Below are 20,506 nucleotides of genomic sequence, written 5' to 3'. Positions count from 1 at the left end.
TCCAACTCCCGCCAAATATCTGAAATTGCAAGAAAGACCGGAAAAGGCGATGGTGCGTGCTGCGGTGCAGCGCGTTCCTTCCGGGCCCTCACCGCTGTTTATCTCCCCGTCGCTCGATGCGACCTGGTTCCATGTGCCGCTGGGGCGCACGGGACAGCGAACTATTGTGCATGAAGGCCGCTTCCATGAATGCCCACCAATCGCTCGCGATCGGACAGCCGATCGAAACGCTTGAAGCGGTTTCGCCCGCTGCGACCGAGCCGGACGCGATGGTCCGTTTCGAAGGCATCTCGAAGACCTATCCGGCCTATCGCGGCAAGCCCGGCGTCAATGCGCTGCAGAATATCGACTTCGCCATTCCGCGCGGTTCCATCACCGGCGTGATCGGCCGCTCCGGCGCCGGCAAGTCGAGCCTGGTGCGCCTGATCAACGGGCTGGAGAAGCCGACCACGGGCCGCGTGATCGTGGACAACAGGGACATCTCGGCGCTTGCAGGCCGCGAGCTGCGGCTGGCGCAGCGCTCGATCGGCATGATCTTCCAGCATTTCAACCTGCTGTCCTCGCGCACCGCGGCCGACAACATCGCGCTGCCGCTCGAGATCGCCGGCTGGGCCAAGGCCGATATCAAGGCCCGCGTGACCGAGCTGCTCGCCCTCGTCGGCATCGCCGACAAGCACGACCGCTATCCGTCGGAACTGTCCGGCGGCCAGAAGCAGCGCGTCGGCATTGCGCGAGCCCTCGCCACGCGGCCGGACGTGCTGCTGTCCGACGAGGCGACCTCCGCGCTCGATCCGCAGACCACCCGCGCGATCCTCGACCTGCTTGCGAACATCAACCGCGAGCTCGGGGTGACCATCGTGCTGATCACCCACGAAATGTCCGTGGTGCGCCAGCTCGCCAAGGAAGTGGTCGTGCTGGATGCCGGCCACGTGGTCGAGAGCGGCCATGTCGCCGACATCTTCACGCACCCGAAGCATCCGATCACGCAATCCTTCCTGGCCGAGGTGATCGGCGACAGCCTGCCGGTCTCGCTGGCGAGCCGGATCGTTTCTGAGCCGTCCGCAGGCGGGCAGGCCGTGATCCGCGTCCAGGTGCGCGGGGCAGGGGCCGGCGACACCGTGGTGGCGCGGCTCGCGCGCGAGCTCGGCCTCGACGTGTCGCTGCTGTCGGCGCGCATCGACGAGATCGGCGGCCAGCATGTGGGTTCGCTGACATTAGGCATTCCGGGCGGCGAGGACGCGGTGACGCGGACGCTCGCCTGGCTCTCTCAATATCAATTCTCGGCGGAGAGTCTCGGCTATGTCGCCTGAACTCATCAATCTCATCATCCAGGCCACGGGCGAGAGCCTGTACATGGTCGGCATCGCGGCGCTGCTGGGCACCGCCTTCGGACTGCCGCTCGGCGTCTTCCTCGCAACCAGCCGGAAGGGCGAGCTGTTCGCGGCGCCCATCGTCAATCGCGTGCTCGGGGCCGTCGTCAATGCGACACGCTCGACGCCCTTCATCATCCTGGTCGTCGCCATCATCCCGTTCACGCGGCTCATTGCGGGGACCTCGATCGGCTCGACCGCGGCGATCGTGCCGCTGACCATCGCCTCGACGCCGTTCATCGCGCGCCTCGTGGAAGCTGCGATCCGCGAGGTCGATGGCGGCCTGATCGAGACGGCGTCCTCGTTCGGGGCATCCCCGATCCAGATCGTGCTCAAGGTGCTGATCCCCGAAGCGCTGCCGGGCCTCTTGCTGGCGCTGACGCTCGCGGTGGTCAGCCTGCTCGGCTACTCCGCCATGGTCGGTGCCGTCGGCGGCGGAGGTCTCGGCGATCTCGGCATCCGCTACGGCTACCAGCGCTTCATGCCGGAGATGATGCTCGCCGTCGTCGTCGTGCTGATCGCGCTGGTGCAGCTGGTCCAGAGCGCGGGCGATTATCTGGCGCGCCGGGTCAACCGCCGGCTTCGGCACCGCTGAACCAACTCTTCTGAAACTGGAGACTTCAATGCGCTTTCTCGCAACCCTTGCGGCTGCAGCCTTGCTTGCGACCTCCGCCCAGGCCGAAACCATCCGCGTCGGCGTCACGGCGGGGCCCCATGCCGAAATCCTCGACATCGTGAAGAAGGTCGGCGCCGAGCGCGGCCTCGACATCAAGGTGGTCGAGTTCACCGATTACGTGATCCCCAACCAGGCGCTGGCGCTGAAGGACCTGGAAGCCAATTCGTTCCAGCACGAGCCCTACCTCAAGAACCAGATCTCCAAGACCGGCTGGAAGATCGTCAAGGTCGCCAACACGATCGGCTCGCCCCAGGGCGTCTATTCGCAGAAATACAAGAAGCTCGCCGATCTGCCGGAGGGAGCGCGCGTCGCCATCGCCAACGATCCCTCCAACGGCGCGCGCGGCCTGATGATCCTGGCGTTGCACGGCGTGATCAAGCTGAAGGATCCGAACAACGTCTCCTCGACCATCGCCGACATCACCGACAACCCGAAGAAGCTGCGCTTCGTCGAGCTCGATGCCGCCCAGCTTCCGCGCGCGCTGCAGGACGTCGACGTCGTCTCGATCAACAACAACTACGCGGTACAGGCCGGCCTCAATCCGGCGACCGATGCGATCGCCCGCGAAAACCCCGATGGACCCTGGGTCAACATCCTCGCTGTGCGCGAGGAGGACAAGGACAAGCCGTGGGTGAAACAGCTGATCGAGGCCTATCACTCCGAGCCCGTGAAGGCGTTTCTGGAGACCCGCTTCAAGGGCACGTACCTGCCGACCTGGTAAGAAGACGCGCGTCAGGCCGCCAGCCTGGCGCGCCGCAGTGTCTCCGAGGGCTTTTCGGAGAAGTGGCGCCTGTAGTCGAGCGAGAACTGGCTGAAGTGCCAGAAGCCGTGCTGCACGGCGATGTCGTAGATAGAGGTCTCGGCGCCGCCGGCGCGCTTGAGATCGCGCCGCACCCGGTTCAGCCGCATCGCGCGCCAGTAATGCATCGGGCTCGTGCCCAAAACCTCCTGGAAGCAATAGCCGAGCTTGCGCGGGCTGGCGCCGACCGCCTTGCAGACCTCCAGCAGCGACAGGGAGCGCTCGCCGCTGCCATGCATCAGCTCGCGGGCGCGATCGACGGTGCGCTTGCGCGCCGCCGAGCTGCGGCCGGGATCGCTCGGCCGCGCTGTCGGCAGCATGTCCATGATCTCGACGAGGAGGGCATCCTCCAGCGCCTGGCGTGCCGCGGGATCGTCGAACTGCTCCGGCGCCGTCGTGATGGTCTCGTGAATGGCGGCGAGATGCGCGCGCAGCCGCGCGACCGGCGCCTCCGCCATCTCGATCACCCGCAACTGGTGCCAGACGCCGCGCGGCAGCGCGATGTCGAGGCGGCCGGCAAGCTCCTCGATCAGCGCCGCGCTGGCGACGACGCCGCGCAGCTCGAACGCCTTCGGCGTGCACATGTCGACCTCGGCGTCGATGCAGGCGATCACCTGGGCACCCGCGACGCTGCTCCCGTTGCAATTGACCTCGCCATCACCGTCCCAGGGCAGGCCGATGCCAAAACTGTCCGCGCCAAGCTGGCCGTATTGGCGGACCTGCTGGCTGGTGATCTCGCGGAAGACTTCGACGCGGGGCAGGGAGAGCTGGGTGAAGCTGCCTCTGAAGGCTCCTGCGCTGATCTGGTCGTAGCTCAGGTGCCAGCGGCCGAGCGAGGCGCAATGATCGTCGACATCCGTGCTGCTCGCCTGAAGCAGGATGGCAGCCGAGTCTTGAATCGGAAGAGTTGCGCTTAAGGCCATGACAATACGTCGGAATTTTCCAGCCATGAGGCCGGCAGGAGCTACGTCAAGACTGGCACGCCCCGCGCCCCTGTCCAGCAAAATATTGCGGGATTTCGATAACACCTGACCGCGCCGCCATGCAGGCTTCCCGCTCAGCCGTTCCGACATCGCAGCCGGAATGGCGCTTCGCGGAGGGATCGAAATGCGACCGACTGACGTCATGCGCGGCAGCCCGCCGGCGCCGGAGGCCCAGGTGACCCGCGCCAACTGGCGTAGCTTTCCCGCGATCCGCTGGGGCTTCACCCACACCCGTGAAGTGCTGCCGACGGCCGAGGTCCGCCGCTCCGCGCATCCGTCACCGATGCTGAGCGCGCCGCGCGAGCTTCAAAAGCTTGGCTTCACCGCGCCGGACGGCAAGCCCACCACGATCGAGGCGACATTGCGCGAGACCTTCGCCGATACGCTGCTCGTCATGCACCGGGGCACCCTGATCCACGAATGGTACGGCGACGGCATGAGCGTAACCACGCCGCATCTGATCTGCTCGATCAGCAAGGCGATCGCGGGCACGCTCGGCGGCATTCTGGCTGCGCGCGGGCTACTCGATCCCGAGGCGAGAGTGGTGCGCTACGTGCCGGAGCTGGAGACGTCCGTCTATGGCGGCTGCACCGTCCGTAACTTGCTCGACATGGCCGTCGCCATCAAGTTCGAGGAGGATTACGAGGACCCCGCCGGCGACGTCGCGCGCTATCGCTTCTCCTCGGGCTGGGATGTGCCGCCGCCGGGCGTCGATCCCAGTCATCAGCGCGCCTATCTCACCACGCTGCGCGGGACGGGCAAGCCGCACGGCAAGGTGTTCCACTACGTCTCGCCCAACACCGAGGTGCTCGGCTGGGTCTATGAGCGCGCCTGCGGCATGCCCTACCACCGCATCCTTTCCGAATATCTCTGGCAGCCCCTGGGCGCAGAGGAGGACGGCTCGCTCACGCTCGACAGCCACGGCATGGGCCGCATCGCCGGCGGCCTCTCGGTCACCGCACGCGACCTCATCCGCTTCGGCGAGATGATCCGCTGCCGCGGCGTGGTCGAGGGGCGGCAGGTGGTGCCCGGCTGGTGGATCGACGACATTCGCGAGAACGGCGATCCCAAGGCCTGGGCCGACGGCGACCTCGCCGAGTTCTTCCCGGGCGCGCGCTACCGCAGCAAATGGTTCACGATCGATCCGTCACGCAACGCGCTCACCGCGATCGGGATTCACGGCCAGCACCTCTATGTCGATCTCGATTCGGATACCGTCATCGTCAAGCTCGCGACGCAGCCCAAGGCGATGGACGTGCCGATCGACCAGCGCTGGTTTGTCGCCTTCAGCGCCATCACTGCGCATCTCGCCTGACTTTTGGACATCGCCATGCTCGACACCGTCAAAGCCCAATCGCCGACGCAGTCCGCGACGCCGCATGCGCTCGATCCGCTGACGGCTGAAGAGATTACCGCAGCCTGCACGCTCGTGCGTGCGGCGGCCACATCGCCCGAAAACTGCCGCTTCCCGACCGTGCGGCTGGAAGAGCCGACCAAACAGGAGCTTGCCGCGGGTGGGGCAGGGCGCCGCGCCTTCGTGCTGACGCTGGACGTGACCACGGGCGAGGCGATCGAGCACGTCGTCGATCTCGCCCGCGGTGAGATCGTCACGCGAAGGACCATCCCGAACCGCGAAGCGCCCTACGGGCAGCCGCCGGTGATGCTGGAAGAGTTCTTCAAGTGCGAGGCCGTGGTGAAGGCCGACCCGGGCTGGCGCGCGGCGATGGTCCGGCGCGGGCTCTCCGACAAAGATATCGATCTGGTCCAGGTCGATCCGTTCTCGTCGGGTTTCTTCGACAAGGAGTTTGAGCGCGGCGCGCGCATCGTGCGGGCCGTCAGCTATTTCCGCGAGCACCTCCAGGACAACGGCTATGCCCATCCGATCGAGGGCGTTGTCGCCGTCGTCGACCTGATCGGCGGCAGGGTGATCGACCTCACCGACGAAGACCCGATCGTGCCGATCCCGCGCAAGAAGCGGAATTACGGCGCGCATGAAGTCCAGAACCCGCGCACCGACATCAAGCCGCTGCATATCGAGCAGCCGCAAGGCGCGAGCTTCAAGGTCGATGGCTGGAAGGTCGACTGGCAAAAATGGAGCTTTCGCGTCGGCTTCACCCCACGCGAGGGCCTGGTGCTGCATCAGCTCGCCTATCAGGACGGCGCGCGCAAGCGCGCGCTGATCCATCGCGCCAGCGTCACCGAGATGGTGGTGCCTTACGCCGATCCGACCGGGAACCATTTCTGGAAATCGGCGTTCGATGCCGGCGAATACGGGCTCGGCATGCTCGCCAATGCGCTGGAGCTCGGCTGCGACTGCCTCGGCAACATCCACTATTTCGACGTGCCGGCCGCCGACAGCAAGGGCGAGCCCTTCGTCATGCAGAACGCTATCTGCATGCATGAAGAAGACTACGGAATTGCCTGGAAACATTACGAATTCCGTAATGGTCTGTTCGAGGTGCGGCGATCGCGGCGTCTGGTGATCTCGTTCTTCGCCACCGTCGGCAATTACGATTACGGCTTCTATTGGTACCTCTACCAGGACGGCACGATCCAGCTCGAGACAAAACTCACCGGCATCATCCAGACCGCCGCCGTGCCATCAGGCGAGAAGTACAAATGGGGCGGCATGGTCGACGACAATCTGGGCGGGCCGACCCACCAGCACTTCTTCAACGTGCGCCTGCACATGGATCTCGACGGCGGCGGCAACACGGTGACGGAGCATGAATTCGTGCCGCGGCCCTGGGGCCATGACAATCCGCACGGCAACGTGTTCGACATCACGACGCGCGTGCTGTCGCGCGAGCGCGATGCGGCGGCGATCGCCAATGGCGAGACCGGCCGTTTCTGGAAGATCAGCAATCCCAACGAGACCAACTCGGTCGGCAATGCGCCGGCCTACAAGCTCGTGGTCAATCCGAGCCCGCTGATGCTGGCGCAGGAGGGCAGCTATGTGCGCAGGCGCGGCGGCTTTGCCACCAGGCACGTCTGGGTCACCGCCTTCGATCCAGCGGAAAAATATGCCAGCGGCGACTATCCCAACGTCCATGCCGGCGGCGACGGCCTGCCGCGCTATGCCGCGCAGAACCGCAGCATCGAGAATGCGGACATCGTGGTGTGGCACTCCTTCGGCCACACCCATGTCTGCAAGCCCGAGGACTTTCCGATCATGCCGGTCGAATATGCCGGCTTCATGCTGAAGCCGACCGGCTTCTTTTCGGCCAATGCGGCGGGCGATATCCCGCCTGATCGTAACAGCCGCAGCGTGCTCGCGGGCGAGGAGAAGGGCGGCGGCAGCTCGTGCTGCAAGAGCTAGGCAGCCGGCGGATAGTAGAGAAACTCGATCATCAGGCAGCCGTCGCGGGTGAAGAACGGTCCATGCTCGACATGGGCCGGCCTCACGGCATAGGTGCCGGCCTCGAGCCGTTGCGTTTCCTGTGCCGCCGTGCCGATCGACAGCGTGCCCGAGATCAGAAACACTTCCTCGCACCAATCGTGTGAAACCGGGTGCTCCACCGACGCACCCGCGGCCCAGCGCGACAGCCGCGTCACGGCGCCCGTTTGCGCCGGGTGATCGAAACGGCCGGACAGGATCTTCTCCTCGACACCGACATAGCCGGGAACGGCCCGCCAGCCGTCCTCGGCCAGCGCGTTGAAAAACTCCCGGTGGTCCTTCATGAACCGACCGAAGCCGGGCTCCGCCATGAACATCATCTCCTGCGCCGACACTGACACAGGGACGACATTACAGCAGGTAAACGGCATTTCCCATTTGGAGCCGCAGGGCAGGAATGTCCCGGAGAGGGGGGCGCCTTCAGCCCGCCGCCAGTTCGGCGTCGCTCGCCGGCACTTCGATCGATGCCGGGCCGGCAACCAGGCTGTCGAGATCGACCAGCAACAGGTCGGCAATGTGCGTGAGCTGGTGCAGTGGGATGCTGATCTCGCCGCGCTCGGCACGCGACACGAACGCGGGCGAGACGCTGATGAGGTTCGCGATCTGCAGCTCGGTATAGCCACGCGCCTCGCGCGCGGCCTTGACCTGCGCGCCGATGTGCTGCCGGTGCAAGGCCTGCTCTTCCTCGGTCATCATGAGCGCCTGCTCGTCCAGGCTTGCCACGCCATCGGCGAACGCGACGCCGAGCAGCCGCCGCTTCTGCCAGGCCACACGACAGGACTTCCGCAGCCCGTCGGCAAAGATCAACGTGGCCTGTTGCGGCAACGACAGCGACCAGTCGAGCTTCAGCCGCGCTCCGGTGCCTGATACGTCTGCGATCGTGCAGGGGATGCTGACGGTGCCCCTGGCGCCGTCAAATTCGATAAGGCCTGTTCTTGCCGTGGATTGCCTGGTCGCAGCGCGCAATTCGCTCATGGACGTCGACCCCTGGATGCCCAGCATGCGCTGGCAAAGAACGTTGCGGCACGGCCTGCAACGCAAATGAAATATCCCGCAACAGATTCTACCCCCGGGGTTCCTCAGGCTCAATCGGGCGCCGGGGCCATGGTAAAGGATTCGTTCTCCGGGCCGGCTTTCGATGTCGCTGGCGGTCGCGCCTCGTCGGTTGACCACGGTCATCTAGAAAGATTCCAAATCCACGCGCCTCTCACCGCGCCTGAGCGCATTCGCCGCACGTGCTGCGCACAGGTCTGGAGAAGTTCTAACCCAGTTCCTATCGCTCTCCGAAATCGCCTGCGTTAGGGCGGGGCAGCAAAAATGATACCGGCGAAGCCGGCAGTGCGTGGGGCTGCTAAGACGTGACTGACTTCCAACTTTCTTCGCGTTTCCAAACGTGCCATCGACAGCTTCAGGTGCTCTTCTTCGGAGCCGTCAGCTCAGTCGCTCTCATCCTTCCCTTTGGTCCCGTGCAGGCGCAGACGCAAATTCCCTCGGTCACCGTTGACGCGCCGGCCCAGCGCGCACGTCCCGCGGCGACCGCCGTATCGCGACGATCGGCATCGACGCGCACCTCCCGCGCCAGCCGTCGCGCTCCCGCGCAGCAAGCCGTGCCGACCCAGTCGGCGTCGAATGGCGCGACGGGTGAACGCGCCGGCGGACCTGTCCGCGGCTTCGTCGCCACGCGCAGCGGCACCGCCACCAAGACCGACACGCCGCTGATCGAGACCCCACAGTCGGTGTCCATCGTCACCACCGACCAGATCAGGAACCAGGGCGCAGTCTCGATCGGCGAGGCCTTGCGCTACACCGCCGGCGTCAGCGGCGACGTCAATGGCGGCTCGGACACCCGCTTCGGCGGCCTCCAGATCCGCGGCTTCGACATGACCATGCCGGGCCTGTACATCGACGGCCTGCGAATCCCATCCAGCAATTACGTGCATTTCAACGGGCTCGATCCCTACGGCGCCGAGCGCCTGGAAGTTCTCAAGGGCCCGTCCTCGGCGATGTATGGCGGCAGCGGCACCGGCGGCCTGCTCAACTACGTGACCAAGCTGCCGACAGCGCAGCAGTTCGGTGAGGTCTCGATCTCCGGCGGCAGCTTCAACCGCTATCAGGGCCAGTTCGACATGGGCGGACCGGCCAACAAGGAAGGCACCGTGCTGTGGCGCCTGACCGGCGTGGTGCGCGACGGCGAGACCCAGGTCGACTTCAGCAAGGACAACCGCGTCTTCATCGCGCCCGCCGTCACCTTCAAGCCGAACGAGGACACCACCCTCACCGTGCTCGCCGCCTATCAGAAGGACCGGGCAGGGTGGGGCCTCCAGTTCCTACCGGCCTCGGGCACGGTATGGCCGAACAACGGCCGCACCATTCCGGTCTCGTTCTTTGCGGGCGTTCCGAGCTTCGACGCCTTCAACACCGAGATCGCAACCGCCGGCTACCAGCTCTCGCACGATTTCACCGACAACATCACGTTCCGGCAGAACCTGCGCTACGCCTACCAGCACAACGAGGAGAAGGTGTTTTACGGCGGTGGCTATACCGACGAGGCCGCGGGGCAGCTCGCGCGCTACGGCAGCTACAGCAACTCCTACATCAACTCTTTTGCGGTGGATAACCAGCTCCAGGGCAAGTTCACGACCGGCATCCTCAGCCACACCACGCTGGTCGGGTTCGACTATCGCAACACCACCTTCCGCGACACCGCCTTCGGCGTCACGACGTCCGCGCCCGAGATCAACGTCTTCAACCCGGTCTACAGCTACGACTATGCCATCGGCGCGAAGAGCGACGATACCGGGGTCAAGCAGTCGCAGGCCGGCCTCTATGCGCAGGATCAGATCAAGCTCGGCCGGTTGTCGTTCCAACTCGGCGGCCGTCAGGACTTCGTGACGACCCAGGTCGACAGCGGAATCGCCAATACGACGGTCACGAAGGACGCCTCGGCCTTCACCGGCCGTGCCGCGGTGATGTACAATTTCGACAACGGCATCGCGCCTTACTTCAGTTACTCGGAATCGTTCCTGCCGGTGCTGGCGACGGGGCCGGGCGGCCAGATGCTCAATCCCGAAACCGGCGTCCAGTACGAGGTCGGCGTCAAGTACCAGCCGCTCGGCTGGAACGCACTGTTCACCTTTGCGGCCTTCGATTTGACGCGTGACAACGTCGTCGTCTACGCGCCGCCGAGCTATTCCGCCGAACAAATCGGCCAGGTCAAATCGCGCGGCATCGAGCTCGAAGGCACGATGTCGCTCGCGGACGGCTGGAACCTGCGTGCGGCCTATGCCTATGTCGATGCAGAGCTCTCGCGGGATCCGGTGAATCTCGGCAAGGCGCCGCCCACCGTGCCGCTCAACCGCGCCTCACTGTGGAGCGACTACACGCTGCAGAACGGGATGCTGGCGGGCGTGCAGTTCGGCGGCGGCATCCGTTATGTCGGCGCGACCTGGGGCGATGACGCCAACACGTTCAAGGTGGGAGCCTCGACCGTGCTGGATGCTCTGCTCGCCTACACGAGGGACAATTGGCGCCTGTCGCTGAACGTCACCAACCTCGCCGACACCCGCTACGTCGCCGCCTGCTACAACCTGTCGGGCTGCTTCTACGCGGAGGGACGCAAGGCCATCGGCAAGCTGACCTATCGGTGGTGAGTTCGAACTGAAGATGGTCCGGCAATGGGGAGCCGGACCTGCTGGATGAGAGAAGACGATGAGAGCAATATTCGGCAAACTGCATCGCTGGGCGGGATTGCTCACGGCCGGATTTCTGTTCTTCTCCGGCATTACAGGTGCGATCATCTCCTGGGACCATGAGATCGACGACGTCCTGAACAGCCATCTATTCGATGTCTCGACCAAGGGCCCGGCCATACCCTCGATCGAGCTCGCCAAGATGATCGAGCAGCGCGACCCACGGGCGCGCGTCGTCTATCTCTTCATGACGCCGGAGGAGGGCCACTCGCTGTGGTTCTTCATCATGCCGCGGATCGATCCGGCGACCGGCAAGCGCTATCCGCTCGACTACAATCAGGTGTTCCTCGACCCCAACACCGGCGTGGAGCTCGGACGCCGCTATTGGGGCGCGGTGTGGCCGGTCACGCGAGAGAACTTCGTCTCGTTCCTCTACAAGCTGCACTACACCATGCATATCCCCGAATTCTGGGGCAGCGACCGCTGGGGCATGCGCGTGCTCGGCATCATCGCCATCATCTGGACCATCGACTGCTTCGTTGGCTTCTATCTGACGCTGCCATCGCGGCGACGCGCCAAGGCGGCGCGCCCGCCCGAGGTCACGCGCCAGCTTGATCGCGGCTTCTGGGCGCGCTGGGCGCCGGCCTGGACCATCAAGACCTCGGGCAGCGCCTACCGGATCAATTTCGACATCCACCGCGCCTTTAGCCTGTGGACCTGGGGTGTGCTGTTCGTCATCGCCTTCACGGCGTTCTCGCTGAACCTCTATTTCGAGGTGTTCTCGCCACTGATGAAGATGGTGTCGAACTACACGCCGACGCCCTATGAGCAGCGGCCCTATCGCGATCTCGACGACCCGATCGAACCCAGGATGACGTTCGCCGAGATCGCCGCCCGCGCGGCCGCCCACGGCAAGGCGCGAGGCTGGACCACCCCGGTCGGCGCGCTCAGCTACGGCCCGGCCCATGGCGTCTACGCCGCCGCCTACTTCCACCCCGGCGACGATCACGGCGCCGGCGGCGTCGGCCCGGCGCAGCTCTATTACGACAGCGAGGACGGCCGTCCGATCGGCGAGCGGCTGCCCTGGGTCGGCACCGCCGCCGACATCTTCGTCCAGGCGCAGTTTCCGCTGCATTCGGGCCGCATTGTCGGGCTGCCTGGCCGCATCCTGATCTCGATCATGGGGCTGGTCGTGGCCGCGCTCTCAGTGACCGGCGTCGTGATCTGGTGGCGCAAGCGCCGCGCCCGTGTCCGCGTGCGCGAGACCGCTGCGCTGCGCCTGAACCGGCAGCTCACGCCGGCGGAGTAGGCGTCCGCGGGCCCGTCGGCGGATGAACCTTCGCGCCCGGCGCCGGCACAAAGACTGGAGGTCGTTCCAGTCTTTCGGATATTGCAATGAGATCGCTCGCCTTGCTCTGCCTGCTCGCCTTCGCGACGCCTGCCCATGCAGCCGCGCCCGAGCAGCACTATCTCGACCTGCGCGACCGCTACATCGCAAAGTTTTCCAAGGCCAAGGAGAACGACGAGACCTTCAAGCAGCATGACGCCGCGCTTGACGAGTTGACGCGTGTCCTGCGTGGCCTGGTCGGTGCGGCCACGATCAAGGGCCTCCCGGCTGACGGCAAGTCGAACGTCGATACCCTGTTCAAGGGCGATTCAGGCTTCGGCCATCTCGATGGACTCGGCTTCGCTTCCGAAGGCGACAAGATGCAGGCCGTGGTGACGACGACCGGGCTGCTCAAGCACTGGTTGGGTGAGCATCGCGAGGATGGCATGCCGCAGGAGATCGGCGCGGCGATCAAGTCGGACCGCTTCTACTATCAGGCCATCCAGGACGCAGCCTTCGCCAAATATGCGGATCTCCCGGTGACTAAGCCCGCATCCGCGAGCGCCGCGGTCGCCGTGCTGGGCGTGCGCGGCAACGGCGATTTGAAGGGCCCGCCGAGCGAAATCGGTGTGGTCGCGATCCAGGGCGAGAAGGTCTTCTTCCTTGCCGCCACCAACGCCGTGAAGACGGCTGAAATCCCGGCCTGTGAGAAGGTCTGGAAGCAGATGATGGCCAGGAAGACCCCGCAGGACGCCATGGCCAAGGAAGACCAGGCCATGGACGCCTACACAAAATGCTTCGCCAAGGAAGCGCCGAGCCAGAGCTGGTTCGCGGCGGCAGTGACGAAGGCGCAGAGCCAGCTGGACCTGCTGCCGCTGCGCTAAGGCGAACGACCGCCCAGCTTCAGAACGGATAATGGCGAGGCCCGGTCTGCACGGTGATCCAGCGCAGCTCGGTGAACTCGTCGATCGCGGCCTTGCCGCCGAAGCGCCCGTAGCCTGACGCCTTGGTGCCGCCGAACGGCATCTGGGGCTCGTCATGCACGGTCGGCGCATTGACGTGGCAGATGCCGGCTTCGATCCGCTTGGCGACGCCGAGGGCGCGCGCGATGTCGCGGCCGAACACGGCGGAGGACAGGCCGTATTCGGTGTCATTGGCAACCCGCACCGCCTCATCCACCCCGCTGACCCGCACGACGGTCACGACCGGCCCAAAGCTTTCCTCGCCATAGATGCGCATCGCCGGGGTGACGTGATCGACGATGGTGGCCGGCATGATCGTGCCGCTGCCGTGGCCGCCTGCCGCAAGCACGGCGCCCTTGGCGACGGCATCGTCGATCAGGCCGCGGACGCGGTCGCAGGCAGCATCACTGATGAGCGAGCCGAGCACGACATTGCCCTTGCCGGGATCGCCGTGAGGCAGGCTCTTGGCCTTGGCCGCGAACTTGGCGATGAAGGCGTCCGCCACCTTGTCGTCGACCACGATCCGTTCCGTCGACATGCAGATCTGACCCTGGTTCATGAAGGCGCCGAAGGCCGCCGCATTCACGGCGGCATCGAGGTCGGCATCGTCGAGGATGACGAGCGGGGCCTTGCCACCGAGCTCCAGCAGCGCGCGCTTGAGATGCTTGGCGCAAGCGAGGGCGATGAGACGGCCGACCCGGGTCGAGCCGGTGAAGTTGACGCGGCGGATGGCGGGATGGGCGATCAGCGCCTCGACCACGGCCTGCGCATCCTCCGGCGCGTTGGTCACGACATTGACGACGCCGTCGCCGAGCCCGGCCTCCGCCAGGCAGCTTCCGATCAGGCGATGCACGCCGGGGCTCATCTCGGAGGCCTTCAGCACCACCGTGTTGCCGCAGGCGAGCGGCATCGCGACCGATCGCACGCCGAGGATGACAGGCGCATTCCACGGCGCAATTCCGAGCACGACGCCGACCGGCTGTCGGAAGGCCATCGCGAGATTGTCGGGCTTGTCGGACGGGATGACCTCGCCCGAGATCTGCGTCGTCATGGCGGCGGCCTCGCGCAGCATGTCTTCGGCGAGGTGCACGTTGAAGCCGGCCCAGCCCGCGGTGGCGCCGGTCTCGGCGACCATCAGCGCGGTGAACTCCGCCGCACGGCGCGCAAGGATGTCGGCGGCCGCGCTGAGCCGCTTGCGGCGCTCGGAGGGGCCGAGCTGCGACCAGGCCGGAAAGGCGGCGGCCGCGGCATCGGCGGCGCGCATCGCATCGTCGATCGAGGCCGCCGCCACGATGGTGGCGACCTCGCCGGAGATCGGATTGCGGCGCTGGAAGGTGCGCTGGTTGCTGGCCGTCTGGGCCTTGCCGCCGATGAGAAGGTCGATTGCGTTCATGGCGCTCTCCATGATGGGCTGGGGGTGATCAATGTGGGGACGATGTGGCGCGCGCCTTGCCGAGATAGGCGCGCTGGATCTCGGGGTCGTTCTTCATTGCGCTCGCTGCTCCGCTGCCGGCGTTGCGGCCGGACTCGATCAGATAGACGCGATCGGCGATGTCGAGGCTGGCGCGCGCATTCTGCTCGACCAGGAGGACGCCGACGCCGCCGGCGCGGATCTGCGCCAGCGCGCGAAACACCTCGCGGCTGAGGAGAGGCGACAGGCCGAGCGAGGGCTCATCGAGCAGGAGCAGCAGCGGGTTCGACATCAGCGCCCGGCCGATCGCCACCATCTGCTGCTCGCCGCCGCTCATGGTGCGGACGGCCTGGGTCATGCGCTCGGCAAGGCGCGGGAACAGCTGCAAGATCTTTGCGAGCCTATCCGCTTCGCCGGCGCGGGCGCGCGCGGGATAGGCGCCGAGCTGCAAATTCTCGGCAACCGTCAGTTCGCCGAAGACGCCGCGTCCCTCAGGTACCAGGGCAATGCCGCGCTCCACGATCAGATGGGCGGGCAGCTCGGCAATGCTCTGTCCCTCGAACCTGATCGTCGCGCCCGGCGCAGGCCTGACCAGCCCGGCGATGCTCTTGAGCAAGGTGGACTTGCCGGCGCCGTTGGCGCCGAGGATCGCGACGATCTCGCCCTGCTTGATGCCGAGCGCAATTTCGGCGAGCGCCTGATGCTTGCCGTAGAAGTGGGAGAGGGCGGCGACCTCAAGCATCGTCACCTCCGAGATAGGCGGCAACGACCTTTGGATCGGTAAGGACATCGTCCGGCGTGCCGCGCGCGATCACGCTGCCGGCGTTCATGACGATGCAATGGCCGCACAGCGCGCGGATCGCATCCATGACATGCTCGACCATGATGATGGTGAGGCCGCGGTCGCGCAGTTTCGCGATCAGGGCGATGCCGGTCTCGAGCTCGCTCGGATTGAGGCCGGCCAGCCATTCGTCGAGCAGCACGAGGCGCGGCTGCAGCGCCAGTGCGCGGGCAAGCTCGAGCCGCTTCTGGTCGATATAGGTCAATTCGCTGGCGGGGGCTTCGTGCATGGTGCCGAGTCCGACCAGATCCAGCAGCTCGCGTCCCGTTGCGTCCGAACCGCTTGACGTCGAGAACAGTCGCGCCGCCGCGACGTTCTCGGCGACGGTCAGGTCCGGCATCACCCGCACCAGCTGGAACGTGCGCGCAAGCCCCAGGCGCGCGATCTGGTGCGCGCGCAGGCCGTTGAGGACGGTGCCGCTGAAGCGGATCGTGCCCGACGAGGGGCGCAGGGCCCCGGACAGCGTATTCAGCAGCGTCGTCTTGCCGGAGCCGTTCGGGCCGATGATGCCGATGATCTCGCCCGGCGCGACGGTGAAGCTGACGTCCTCGACAGCGCGGAGCCCGCTGAACGATTTGCTGACGCCGTCGACCGCGAGCAGCGTTGCATCCGTCTTACGGGCGGATGCGGCGGCGGGATGACCCGCCGGAACGCGCCAGCGGCCCGCCCCGAACAGGCCGATCACGCCGTTCGGCAGCACCATGACAATGAGGACGAAGATGATCCCGAGCACGATGCTGAAATGGTTAGGCAGCGTCGCGGTCAGCACCTCGAACAGCAGCACCAGTGGAACGACGCCGAGCACGGGCCCGAACAGCGAGCCGGCGCCGCCGAGCAAGGCCATGATCACGACCTGGAACGAGATGGTCGGATTGAAGGCGATCGCGGGATCGATATAGGTCCAGCGCGGCGCCATCACCGCGCCGGTCATCGCCATGAAGGTCGCGCTCAGGATGAAGACGCCGAGCTTGATGCGCGTCGCGTCTATGCCGGAATGGCTGGCCGCGGTCTCGTCGGCGCCGATGGCGCGCAAGGCCAGCCCGTAGCGCGAGCGTCCGAGCAGCCAGCCGACCAGGAAGACGATCGCGGTCAAGCCCAGCAGCTGCCAGTAGAGAATGTCCTGCGTCACCGCGCTGAAGAGATAGCGCCCGACCGATTTATGGATGTTGACCTCGTACCAGATCACGAGCTGCCGGATCAGCTCGGCCAGCCCGAAGGAGAAGATCACGAAATAGATGCCTGACAGCCGCAGCGTCGAAAGTCCGGTGATGGCGGCGGTGAGGGCGCCGACGCCGGCCGCGGCCAGCAGCACGACCGGCCAGGGCATGGTCTCACCCAACACCGCGGCCGTGTAGGCGCCGAGGCCGAAGAAGGCGACCGTCGCAAGCGAGATGTAACGGGTCGGGCCTGAGAACATCGCCCACGCGGTCGCAAGGATCGTGAAATAGAGCACGCTGATGCCGAGCGCGAGGTAATAGCCGTTGGCATAAAGCGGATAGGTGACAACAGCCGCAGCCAGCACCGGCGCGGCACACCACAGCAATGCACGCATCGGCCCGGTCACGACGCAGCTCTCCCGAACAGGCCGGTCGGCCTGATCAGCAGCACGCCGAGAAACAGCGCGTAGGTCGCCGCCAGCGTCAGCCCGGGATCGACCAGCCGCGCCACCGCAGTCTCGACCACGCCGAGCAAGAGTCCCGCAACCAGCGCGCCCAAGACGTTGCCGACGCCGCCCATGATGACGACGACCAGCGCCTTCATCGTGAAGACCACGCCCATCGCCGCATTGAAGGTGAGGAACATGCTGACCAGCACGCCGCCGACGGCGACCAGGCCCCCGCCGAAGGCAAACGCCAGCCCCGACAACGCCGCGACGTCGATCCCGACGAGGCGCGCAGCGTTGGCATCGACCGCGATGGCGCGCACGGCGGTGCCGATCCGCGTGCGGGTGAGGGCGAGATAGACGGCGCCGCCGACCACGGCCGCAAACAGCAGCGCGACGAGGCGATTGACCGCAAGCGTCGAGCCCATGATCGTCAGAGGGATGGAGAGATAGCTGTAGCTGTAATACTGGCCGCCGAAGGCGACCAGCATGGCGCCCTGGATCACGAACAGCACGCCGAAGGTCACGAGAATGCTGTCGATCTCCTGCGCGCCCCGGTCCTTGCCCCGCCGCATCAGCCGTTCGAGCAGGAAGCGATAGAGCAGCCAGTTCAGCACCATCGCGATCGGGACAGCCAGCAGCAGGGCGGCCAGCGGACTCAGCCCAAGACCGCTGTAGAGCGAGAACGCGCCGAAGGCGGCCGCGACCAGCGACTCCCCGTAGGACAGGTTCATGATCCGCGCCACGCCGTATTGCAGCGTCAGCCCGAGCGCGATCAGCGCGTACATGCCGCCGAGCACGAGGCCCGGCAGGATGATGTCGACAAGCAGCATGAAACCGCGTCCCCTCGAGCGGACGGCAGGCAGGCCTCGCGGGCGCAAGGCCTGCCAACCAGCCTTACTGCCACTGCGCCTTGGGCACGACCGGCGCACGTGCGCCCGGCAGCGAAGCCGGTGCAAGCGCGTAGAACTCGCCGTTCTGCCACTGGCCGACGCTCCAGACTTCCTGGAGCAGCCCGTCCTTCAGCTTGACCTTGCCGATGATGGTGTCGAACGTGCCCGAGCGGATTTCGGCCGCGACGGCGGCGCGATCGAGCTTGCCGACCTTTTCGATCGCCTGCTGCAGCACCTGGAGGCTGGCATAGGTGATCGAGCTCGCCCAGCGATCGGGCTCCTTGCCGGTCGCGGCCTTATGGCGCGCGAGATAGTCCTTCAGCTGGGGCGAGTCCGCGTTCCAGCCGCCGATCCCCATCACGCCCTCGCTATTCGCAGCGAACTTGCCCTTGTAGAGCGGGAAGGCGGTGCCGACGCCGACGTAGAAGACCTTCGGATTGAACTTCAGCAGCTGCGCCTGCTCGGTCAGCGCGATCGTATCCGGCGGATAGCTGAAGGCGACGAACGCATCCGGGTTCGACGCGATCGCGTCCTTCAGCAGCGGCTGAAGATCCTGCGCCCCCATCGGATAGGTCTTGTCATAGGTGAGCGTAAAGCCGTGCTTCTTGAAGGCTTCGCGGCCGGCGGCGGAGAGTTCGATGCCGAACTGATCGGCGACGCTGACCATCGCGACGTTCGCGCCGATCTTGCCTTCACTCTTCAGCTTGCCGAGCAGGTCCGCCAAGCCCTCCGATATCTGCGCCGACGTGCCGAGCCAGAACGTCGCGTTCGACCAGCGCTTGGCGAGCTCCGGCGCCTTGTCGGTCACCGATGTCACCGCGAGGTGAGGGTAGCCCAGACGGTTCAGCGTCGGACCGACCGCAAGGTTGAGGCCCGTGCTCCAGGGCGGAAGAATGAAGTCGACCTTGTCCTGGTTCGCGAGGCGCTCGATCGCCTTGACGGCTTCCTCCGAGCTGCTGCGGTCGTCATATTCGACCACCTCGATCGGCAGCTTCTTGTCGCCGAGCTTGATGCCGCCGGCGGCATTCACGTCCTTCACCCACAGCTCGTAATTGGGCAGGGTGGTGATGCCGGCGCCGCCAGCATAGGGACCCGTCTTGGAAATGGCATAGCCGATCCGGATCTTCTCCTGCGCATCGGCCGCGGACGTAAAGCTCCCCAGCGCCGTGGCGACAGCCAAAAGGCCAGTGACGCGCAGCAACGTTCGACGGTTCGCCGAATACATGTCGATCCTCCCTCGTGTTTCACTCAAGCGGTTGTTCGCTACGTGTGAGTGGGTCGTTCCTCTTGGTCCCGGCTTCTTTTCGGCGCGGCTTCATGAAGCCGGCCGCGACCAGGACTTGACCTAGCAAGCACCGAGGGGTTTGTTCGCACAATGGACAGATCCGGCGAAAGATTGGACGTTTCTGGTCGCGACGGCCAGGTGCGTCGAGGCGTCGCGGGCACCGGTCCAGCGGCCGCGAGCGGCGCTGCGCCTGTCGGCGCCGAGCTGATCGCCCCGCACTACGTTGCGCGGCGCTGGATGCTCTCGTCCAAAACGGCCCGGCCGTTCATTCATCTGCTCTGCCTGCACGGCGCCTCCACCGCTGAAGTCGGCAAGCCCGGCAAGACGATGACCTTCACCGGCCCGGCCATTGTCTGGCTGCCGGCGGGATCAGCCGAATGGCTCGAGGTGTCGCCCGGCGCGACCGCCGAGCTGCTGCAGCTGCGCGCGGGCGTGTGGCATCGCTATCTGCCGCCGTCGGCCGAGCCTGCCTATCTCGCGCTCGAAGCCGCCGGCGGCATCATGGCGCGGCCGGTCGAGCCCGGTCTCGTGACCACGATGTCCCGGTCGATTGCAGCAATCGGCGCCGAGATCGCATCGCCTGCCCGCAGTGGTGCGGCGTCGATCATGTCGGCCGAGCTGACGCTGTGCGTGCTGCGCTTCTGGCGCCTGTTCGCCGGCGATAGCGACCGCGACGAGGAGGGGAGCAGTACCGAGATCCTGAGCCGCTTCCGCCGGCTGCTAGAGGAGCGCTATCAGCAGCATCTGCGCGTCAGTGACTATGCCAACCTTCTCGGCATGACGCCGGATCGACTGCACGCGCTGTGCAGCCGCGAGCTGAAGCGCTCGCCGAGCGAGCTGATCCAGCAGCGTCTCGTCCAGGAAGCCGCGACCCGGCTCGAGGCCGGCACCGTGGCCGTCAAGCAGATCGCCTTTGCGCTGGGCTTCAAGGACACAGCTTACTTCAGCCGCTTCTTCCGCAAGCACACCGGTGAGGCACCGGGTGTCTGGCGCCGGCGCGTCGCGGCGCGCGTGCGAGCGGGCCGATCCAGGCCGACGCTCAACTTTGCCGACTGGCCGTGAGGGCTTGGCAAGACACCAAATGCATCAGTTTTTGAATGGGTTAGGTATCCAAATGACGACGCCGAGACCGATCTGCGCCGACCACGTTCGCGTGAAGATTTACTCCAATATTCGCTAAGGCTAGCCGGAGTTCCAAGGGCGTGTATGATGCCCTGCGGCATCCGGTCTGGCGCCAGCTGGGGACCGTGCTTGCTGTGCGGGAACGGGC

Annotated in this window: 17 protein-coding genes; 9 read left to right on the top strand and 8 right to left on the bottom strand. The window is 65.9% G+C overall.

Going from position 1 to position 20,506, the window contains the following annotated elements:
• The first annotated feature begins 170 nt into the window (after nt 1-170).
• From XH79_RS18340 to XH79_RS18330, 3 genes are read left to right on the top strand one after another with little or no spacing between them, the layout of a single operon-like run.
• On the top strand, nt 171-1,310 hold the full coding sequence (locus XH79_RS18340; protein ID WP_271582523.1) for a methionine ABC transporter ATP-binding protein: 1,140 nt from the start codon (nt 171-173) through the stop codon (nt 1,308-1,310).
• The gene (locus XH79_RS18335) at nt 1,300-1,965 is read left to right on the top strand and encodes a methionine ABC transporter permease (RefSeq protein ID WP_212336504.1); all 666 of its coding nucleotides are present in this window, start codon (nt 1,300-1,302) and stop codon (nt 1,963-1,965) included. The genes XH79_RS18340 and XH79_RS18335 overlap by 11 nt, the downstream gene beginning before the upstream one ends.
• 28 nt (nt 1,966-1,993) lie before the next feature.
• On the top strand, nt 1,994-2,767 hold the full coding sequence (locus tag XH79_RS18330; RefSeq protein WP_212336502.1) for a MetQ/NlpA family ABC transporter substrate-binding protein: 774 nt from the start codon (nt 1,994-1,996) through the stop codon (nt 2,765-2,767).
• Between the two features lie 11 nt (nt 2,768-2,778).
• On the opposite strand, the gene XH79_RS18325 is transcribed toward XH79_RS18330, so the two are convergent.
• Nucleotides 2,779-3,768: a helix-turn-helix domain-containing protein gene (locus XH79_RS18325; protein ID WP_271582522.1), complete on the bottom strand. Its 990-nt coding sequence runs from the start codon at nt 3,766-3,768 to the stop codon at nt 2,779-2,781.
• Nucleotides 3,769-3,952: 184 nt separating this feature from the next.
• Between XH79_RS18325 and XH79_RS18320 the strand changes: the two genes are divergently transcribed.
• Nucleotides 3,953-5,143 (top strand): serine hydrolase domain-containing protein, encoded by a 1,191-nt coding sequence (locus XH79_RS18320; RefSeq protein WP_212336498.1) that lies wholly within the window; start codon nt 3,953-3,955, stop codon nt 5,141-5,143.
• A 15-nt stretch (nt 5,144-5,158) separates the two neighbouring features.
• Complete coding sequence (locus tag XH79_RS18315) at nt 5,159-7,147, top strand: primary-amine oxidase (RefSeq protein WP_271582521.1); 1,989 nt, start codon at nt 5,159-5,161, stop codon at nt 7,145-7,147.
• Here XH79_RS18315 and XH79_RS18310 read toward each other — a convergent pair.
• Both XH79_RS18310 and XH79_RS18305 read right to left on the bottom strand, forming a co-directional pair.
• Nucleotides 7,144-7,536 carry a cupin domain-containing protein gene (locus tag XH79_RS18310; protein WP_271582520.1) on the bottom strand — a complete coding sequence of 131 codons (393 nt, stop codon included), beginning with the start codon at nt 7,534-7,536 and terminating at the stop codon, nt 7,144-7,146. The two genes, XH79_RS18315 and XH79_RS18310, sit on opposite strands and share 4 nt — an antisense overlap.
• Before the next feature lie 109 nt (nt 7,537-7,645).
• Entirely contained in the window at nt 7,646-8,200 is a 555-nt protein-coding gene (locus tag XH79_RS18305) for a helix-turn-helix domain-containing protein (protein ID WP_271582583.1), read from the bottom strand.
• Between the two features lie 632 nt (nt 8,201-8,832).
• On the opposite strand from XH79_RS18305, the gene XH79_RS18300 reads away from it, so the two are divergent.
• From XH79_RS18300 to XH79_RS18290, 3 genes are all read left to right on the top strand, one after another.
• Nucleotides 8,833-10,875, top strand: coding sequence for a TonB-dependent siderophore receptor (locus XH79_RS18300; RefSeq protein WP_271582519.1), 2,043 nt, complete (start codon nt 8,833-8,835; stop codon nt 10,873-10,875).
• A gap of 58 nt (nt 10,876-10,933) precedes the next feature.
• Entirely contained in the window at nt 10,934-12,223 is a 1,290-nt protein-coding gene (gene fsrB, locus XH79_RS18295; protein WP_271582518.1) for a siderophore utilization protein FsrB, read from the top strand.
• Between the two features lie 86 nt (nt 12,224-12,309).
• On the top strand, nt 12,310-13,125 hold the full coding sequence (locus tag XH79_RS18290) for a hypothetical protein (protein ID WP_271582517.1): 816 nt from the start codon (nt 12,310-12,312) through the stop codon (nt 13,123-13,125).
• Nucleotides 13,126-13,144: 19 nt separating this feature from the next.
• Here the strand turns inward: XH79_RS18290 and XH79_RS18285 are convergent, their stop codons facing one another.
• The 5 genes from XH79_RS18285 to XH79_RS18265 all read right to left on the bottom strand — a co-directional run bounded on the left by XH79_RS18285 (nt 13,145) and on the right by XH79_RS18265 (nt 19,176).
• Nucleotides 13,145-14,596 (bottom strand): aldehyde dehydrogenase, encoded by a 1,452-nt coding sequence (locus tag XH79_RS18285; protein WP_271582516.1) that lies wholly within the window; start codon nt 14,594-14,596, stop codon nt 13,145-13,147.
• Between the two features lie 28 nt (nt 14,597-14,624).
• A complete protein-coding gene (locus XH79_RS18280) occupies nt 14,625-15,356 on the bottom strand; it encodes an ABC transporter ATP-binding protein (RefSeq protein WP_271582515.1) in 732 nt (243 codons plus the stop codon).
• On the bottom strand, nt 15,349-17,019 hold the full coding sequence (locus XH79_RS18275; RefSeq protein ID WP_271582514.1) for a branched-chain amino acid ABC transporter ATP-binding protein/permease: 1,671 nt from the start codon (nt 17,017-17,019) through the stop codon (nt 15,349-15,351). Before XH79_RS18275 ends, XH79_RS18280 begins: the two co-directional genes overlap by 8 nt.
• On the bottom strand, nt 17,016-17,891 hold the full coding sequence (locus XH79_RS18270) for a branched-chain amino acid ABC transporter permease (RefSeq protein WP_271582513.1): 876 nt from the start codon (nt 17,889-17,891) through the stop codon (nt 17,016-17,018). Before XH79_RS18270 ends, XH79_RS18275 begins: the two co-directional genes overlap by 4 nt.
• 64 nt (nt 17,892-17,955) lie before the next feature.
• Nucleotides 17,956-19,176 carry an amino acid ABC transporter substrate-binding protein gene (locus tag XH79_RS18265; RefSeq protein ID WP_271582512.1) on the bottom strand — a complete coding sequence of 407 codons (1,221 nt, stop codon included), beginning with the start codon at nt 19,174-19,176 and terminating at the stop codon, nt 17,956-17,958.
• A 171-nt stretch (nt 19,177-19,347) separates the two neighbouring features.
• On the opposite strand from XH79_RS18265, the gene XH79_RS18260 reads away from it, so the two are divergent.
• Nucleotides 19,348-20,298, top strand: a complete 951-nt coding sequence (locus XH79_RS18260) for a helix-turn-helix domain-containing protein (RefSeq protein ID WP_271582511.1) — start codon at nt 19,348-19,350, stop codon at nt 20,296-20,298.
• Nucleotides 20,299-20,506 lie beyond the last annotated feature (208 nt).

Origin of the sequence: Bradyrhizobium sp. CCBAU 45389, from assembly GCF_028128625.1 — a bacterium.
GTDB lineage: Bacteria > Pseudomonadota > Alphaproteobacteria > Rhizobiales > Xanthobacteraceae > Bradyrhizobium > Bradyrhizobium liaoningense_B.
The sequence above is the reverse complement of the archived record's forward strand: the minus strand, read 5'-3'. Positions and strand labels throughout refer to the sequence as shown.

Excerpts from the sequence above, each read along its gene's own strand:
- XH79_RS18340 (WP_271582523.1), top strand. The coding sequence starts at position 171 with ATGAAGGCCGCTTCCATGAATGCCCACCAATCGCTCGCGATCGGACAG.
- XH79_RS18335 (WP_212336504.1), top strand. The coding sequence starts at position 1,300 with ATGTCGCCTGAACTCATCAATCTCATCATCCAGGCCACGGGCGAGAGC.
- XH79_RS18330 (WP_212336502.1), top strand. The coding sequence starts at position 1,994 with ATGCGCTTTCTCGCAACCCTTGCGGCTGCAGCCTTGCTTGCGACCTCC.
- XH79_RS18325 (WP_271582522.1), bottom strand. The coding sequence starts at position 3,768 with ATGGCCTTAAGCGCAACTCTTCCGATTCAAGACTCGGCTGCCATCCTG.
- XH79_RS18320 (WP_212336498.1), top strand. The coding sequence starts at position 3,953 with ATGCGACCGACTGACGTCATGCGCGGCAGCCCGCCGGCGCCGGAGGCC.
- XH79_RS18315 (WP_271582521.1), top strand. The coding sequence starts at position 5,159 with ATGCTCGACACCGTCAAAGCCCAATCGCCGACGCAGTCCGCGACGCCG.
- XH79_RS18310 (WP_271582520.1), bottom strand. The coding sequence starts at position 7,536 with ATGGCGGAGCCCGGCTTCGGTCGGTTCATGAAGGACCACCGGGAGTTT.
- XH79_RS18305 (WP_271582583.1), bottom strand. The coding sequence starts at position 8,200 with ATGAGCGAATTGCGCGCTGCGACCAGGCAATCCACGGCAAGAACAGGC.
- fsrB (WP_271582518.1), top strand. The coding sequence starts at position 10,934 with ATGAGAGCAATATTCGGCAAACTGCATCGCTGGGCGGGATTGCTCACG.
- XH79_RS18290 (WP_271582517.1), top strand. The coding sequence starts at position 12,310 with ATGAGATCGCTCGCCTTGCTCTGCCTGCTCGCCTTCGCGACGCCTGCC.
- XH79_RS18285 (WP_271582516.1), bottom strand. The coding sequence starts at position 14,596 with ATGAACGCAATCGACCTTCTCATCGGCGGCAAGGCCCAGACGGCCAGC.
- XH79_RS18280 (WP_271582515.1), bottom strand. The coding sequence starts at position 15,356 with ATGCTTGAGGTCGCCGCCCTCTCCCACTTCTACGGCAAGCATCAGGCG.
- XH79_RS18270 (WP_271582513.1), bottom strand. The coding sequence starts at position 17,891 with ATGCTGCTTGTCGACATCATCCTGCCGGGCCTCGTGCTCGGCGGCATG.
- XH79_RS18265 (WP_271582512.1), bottom strand. The coding sequence starts at position 19,176 with ATGTATTCGGCGAACCGTCGAACGTTGCTGCGCGTCACTGGCCTTTTG.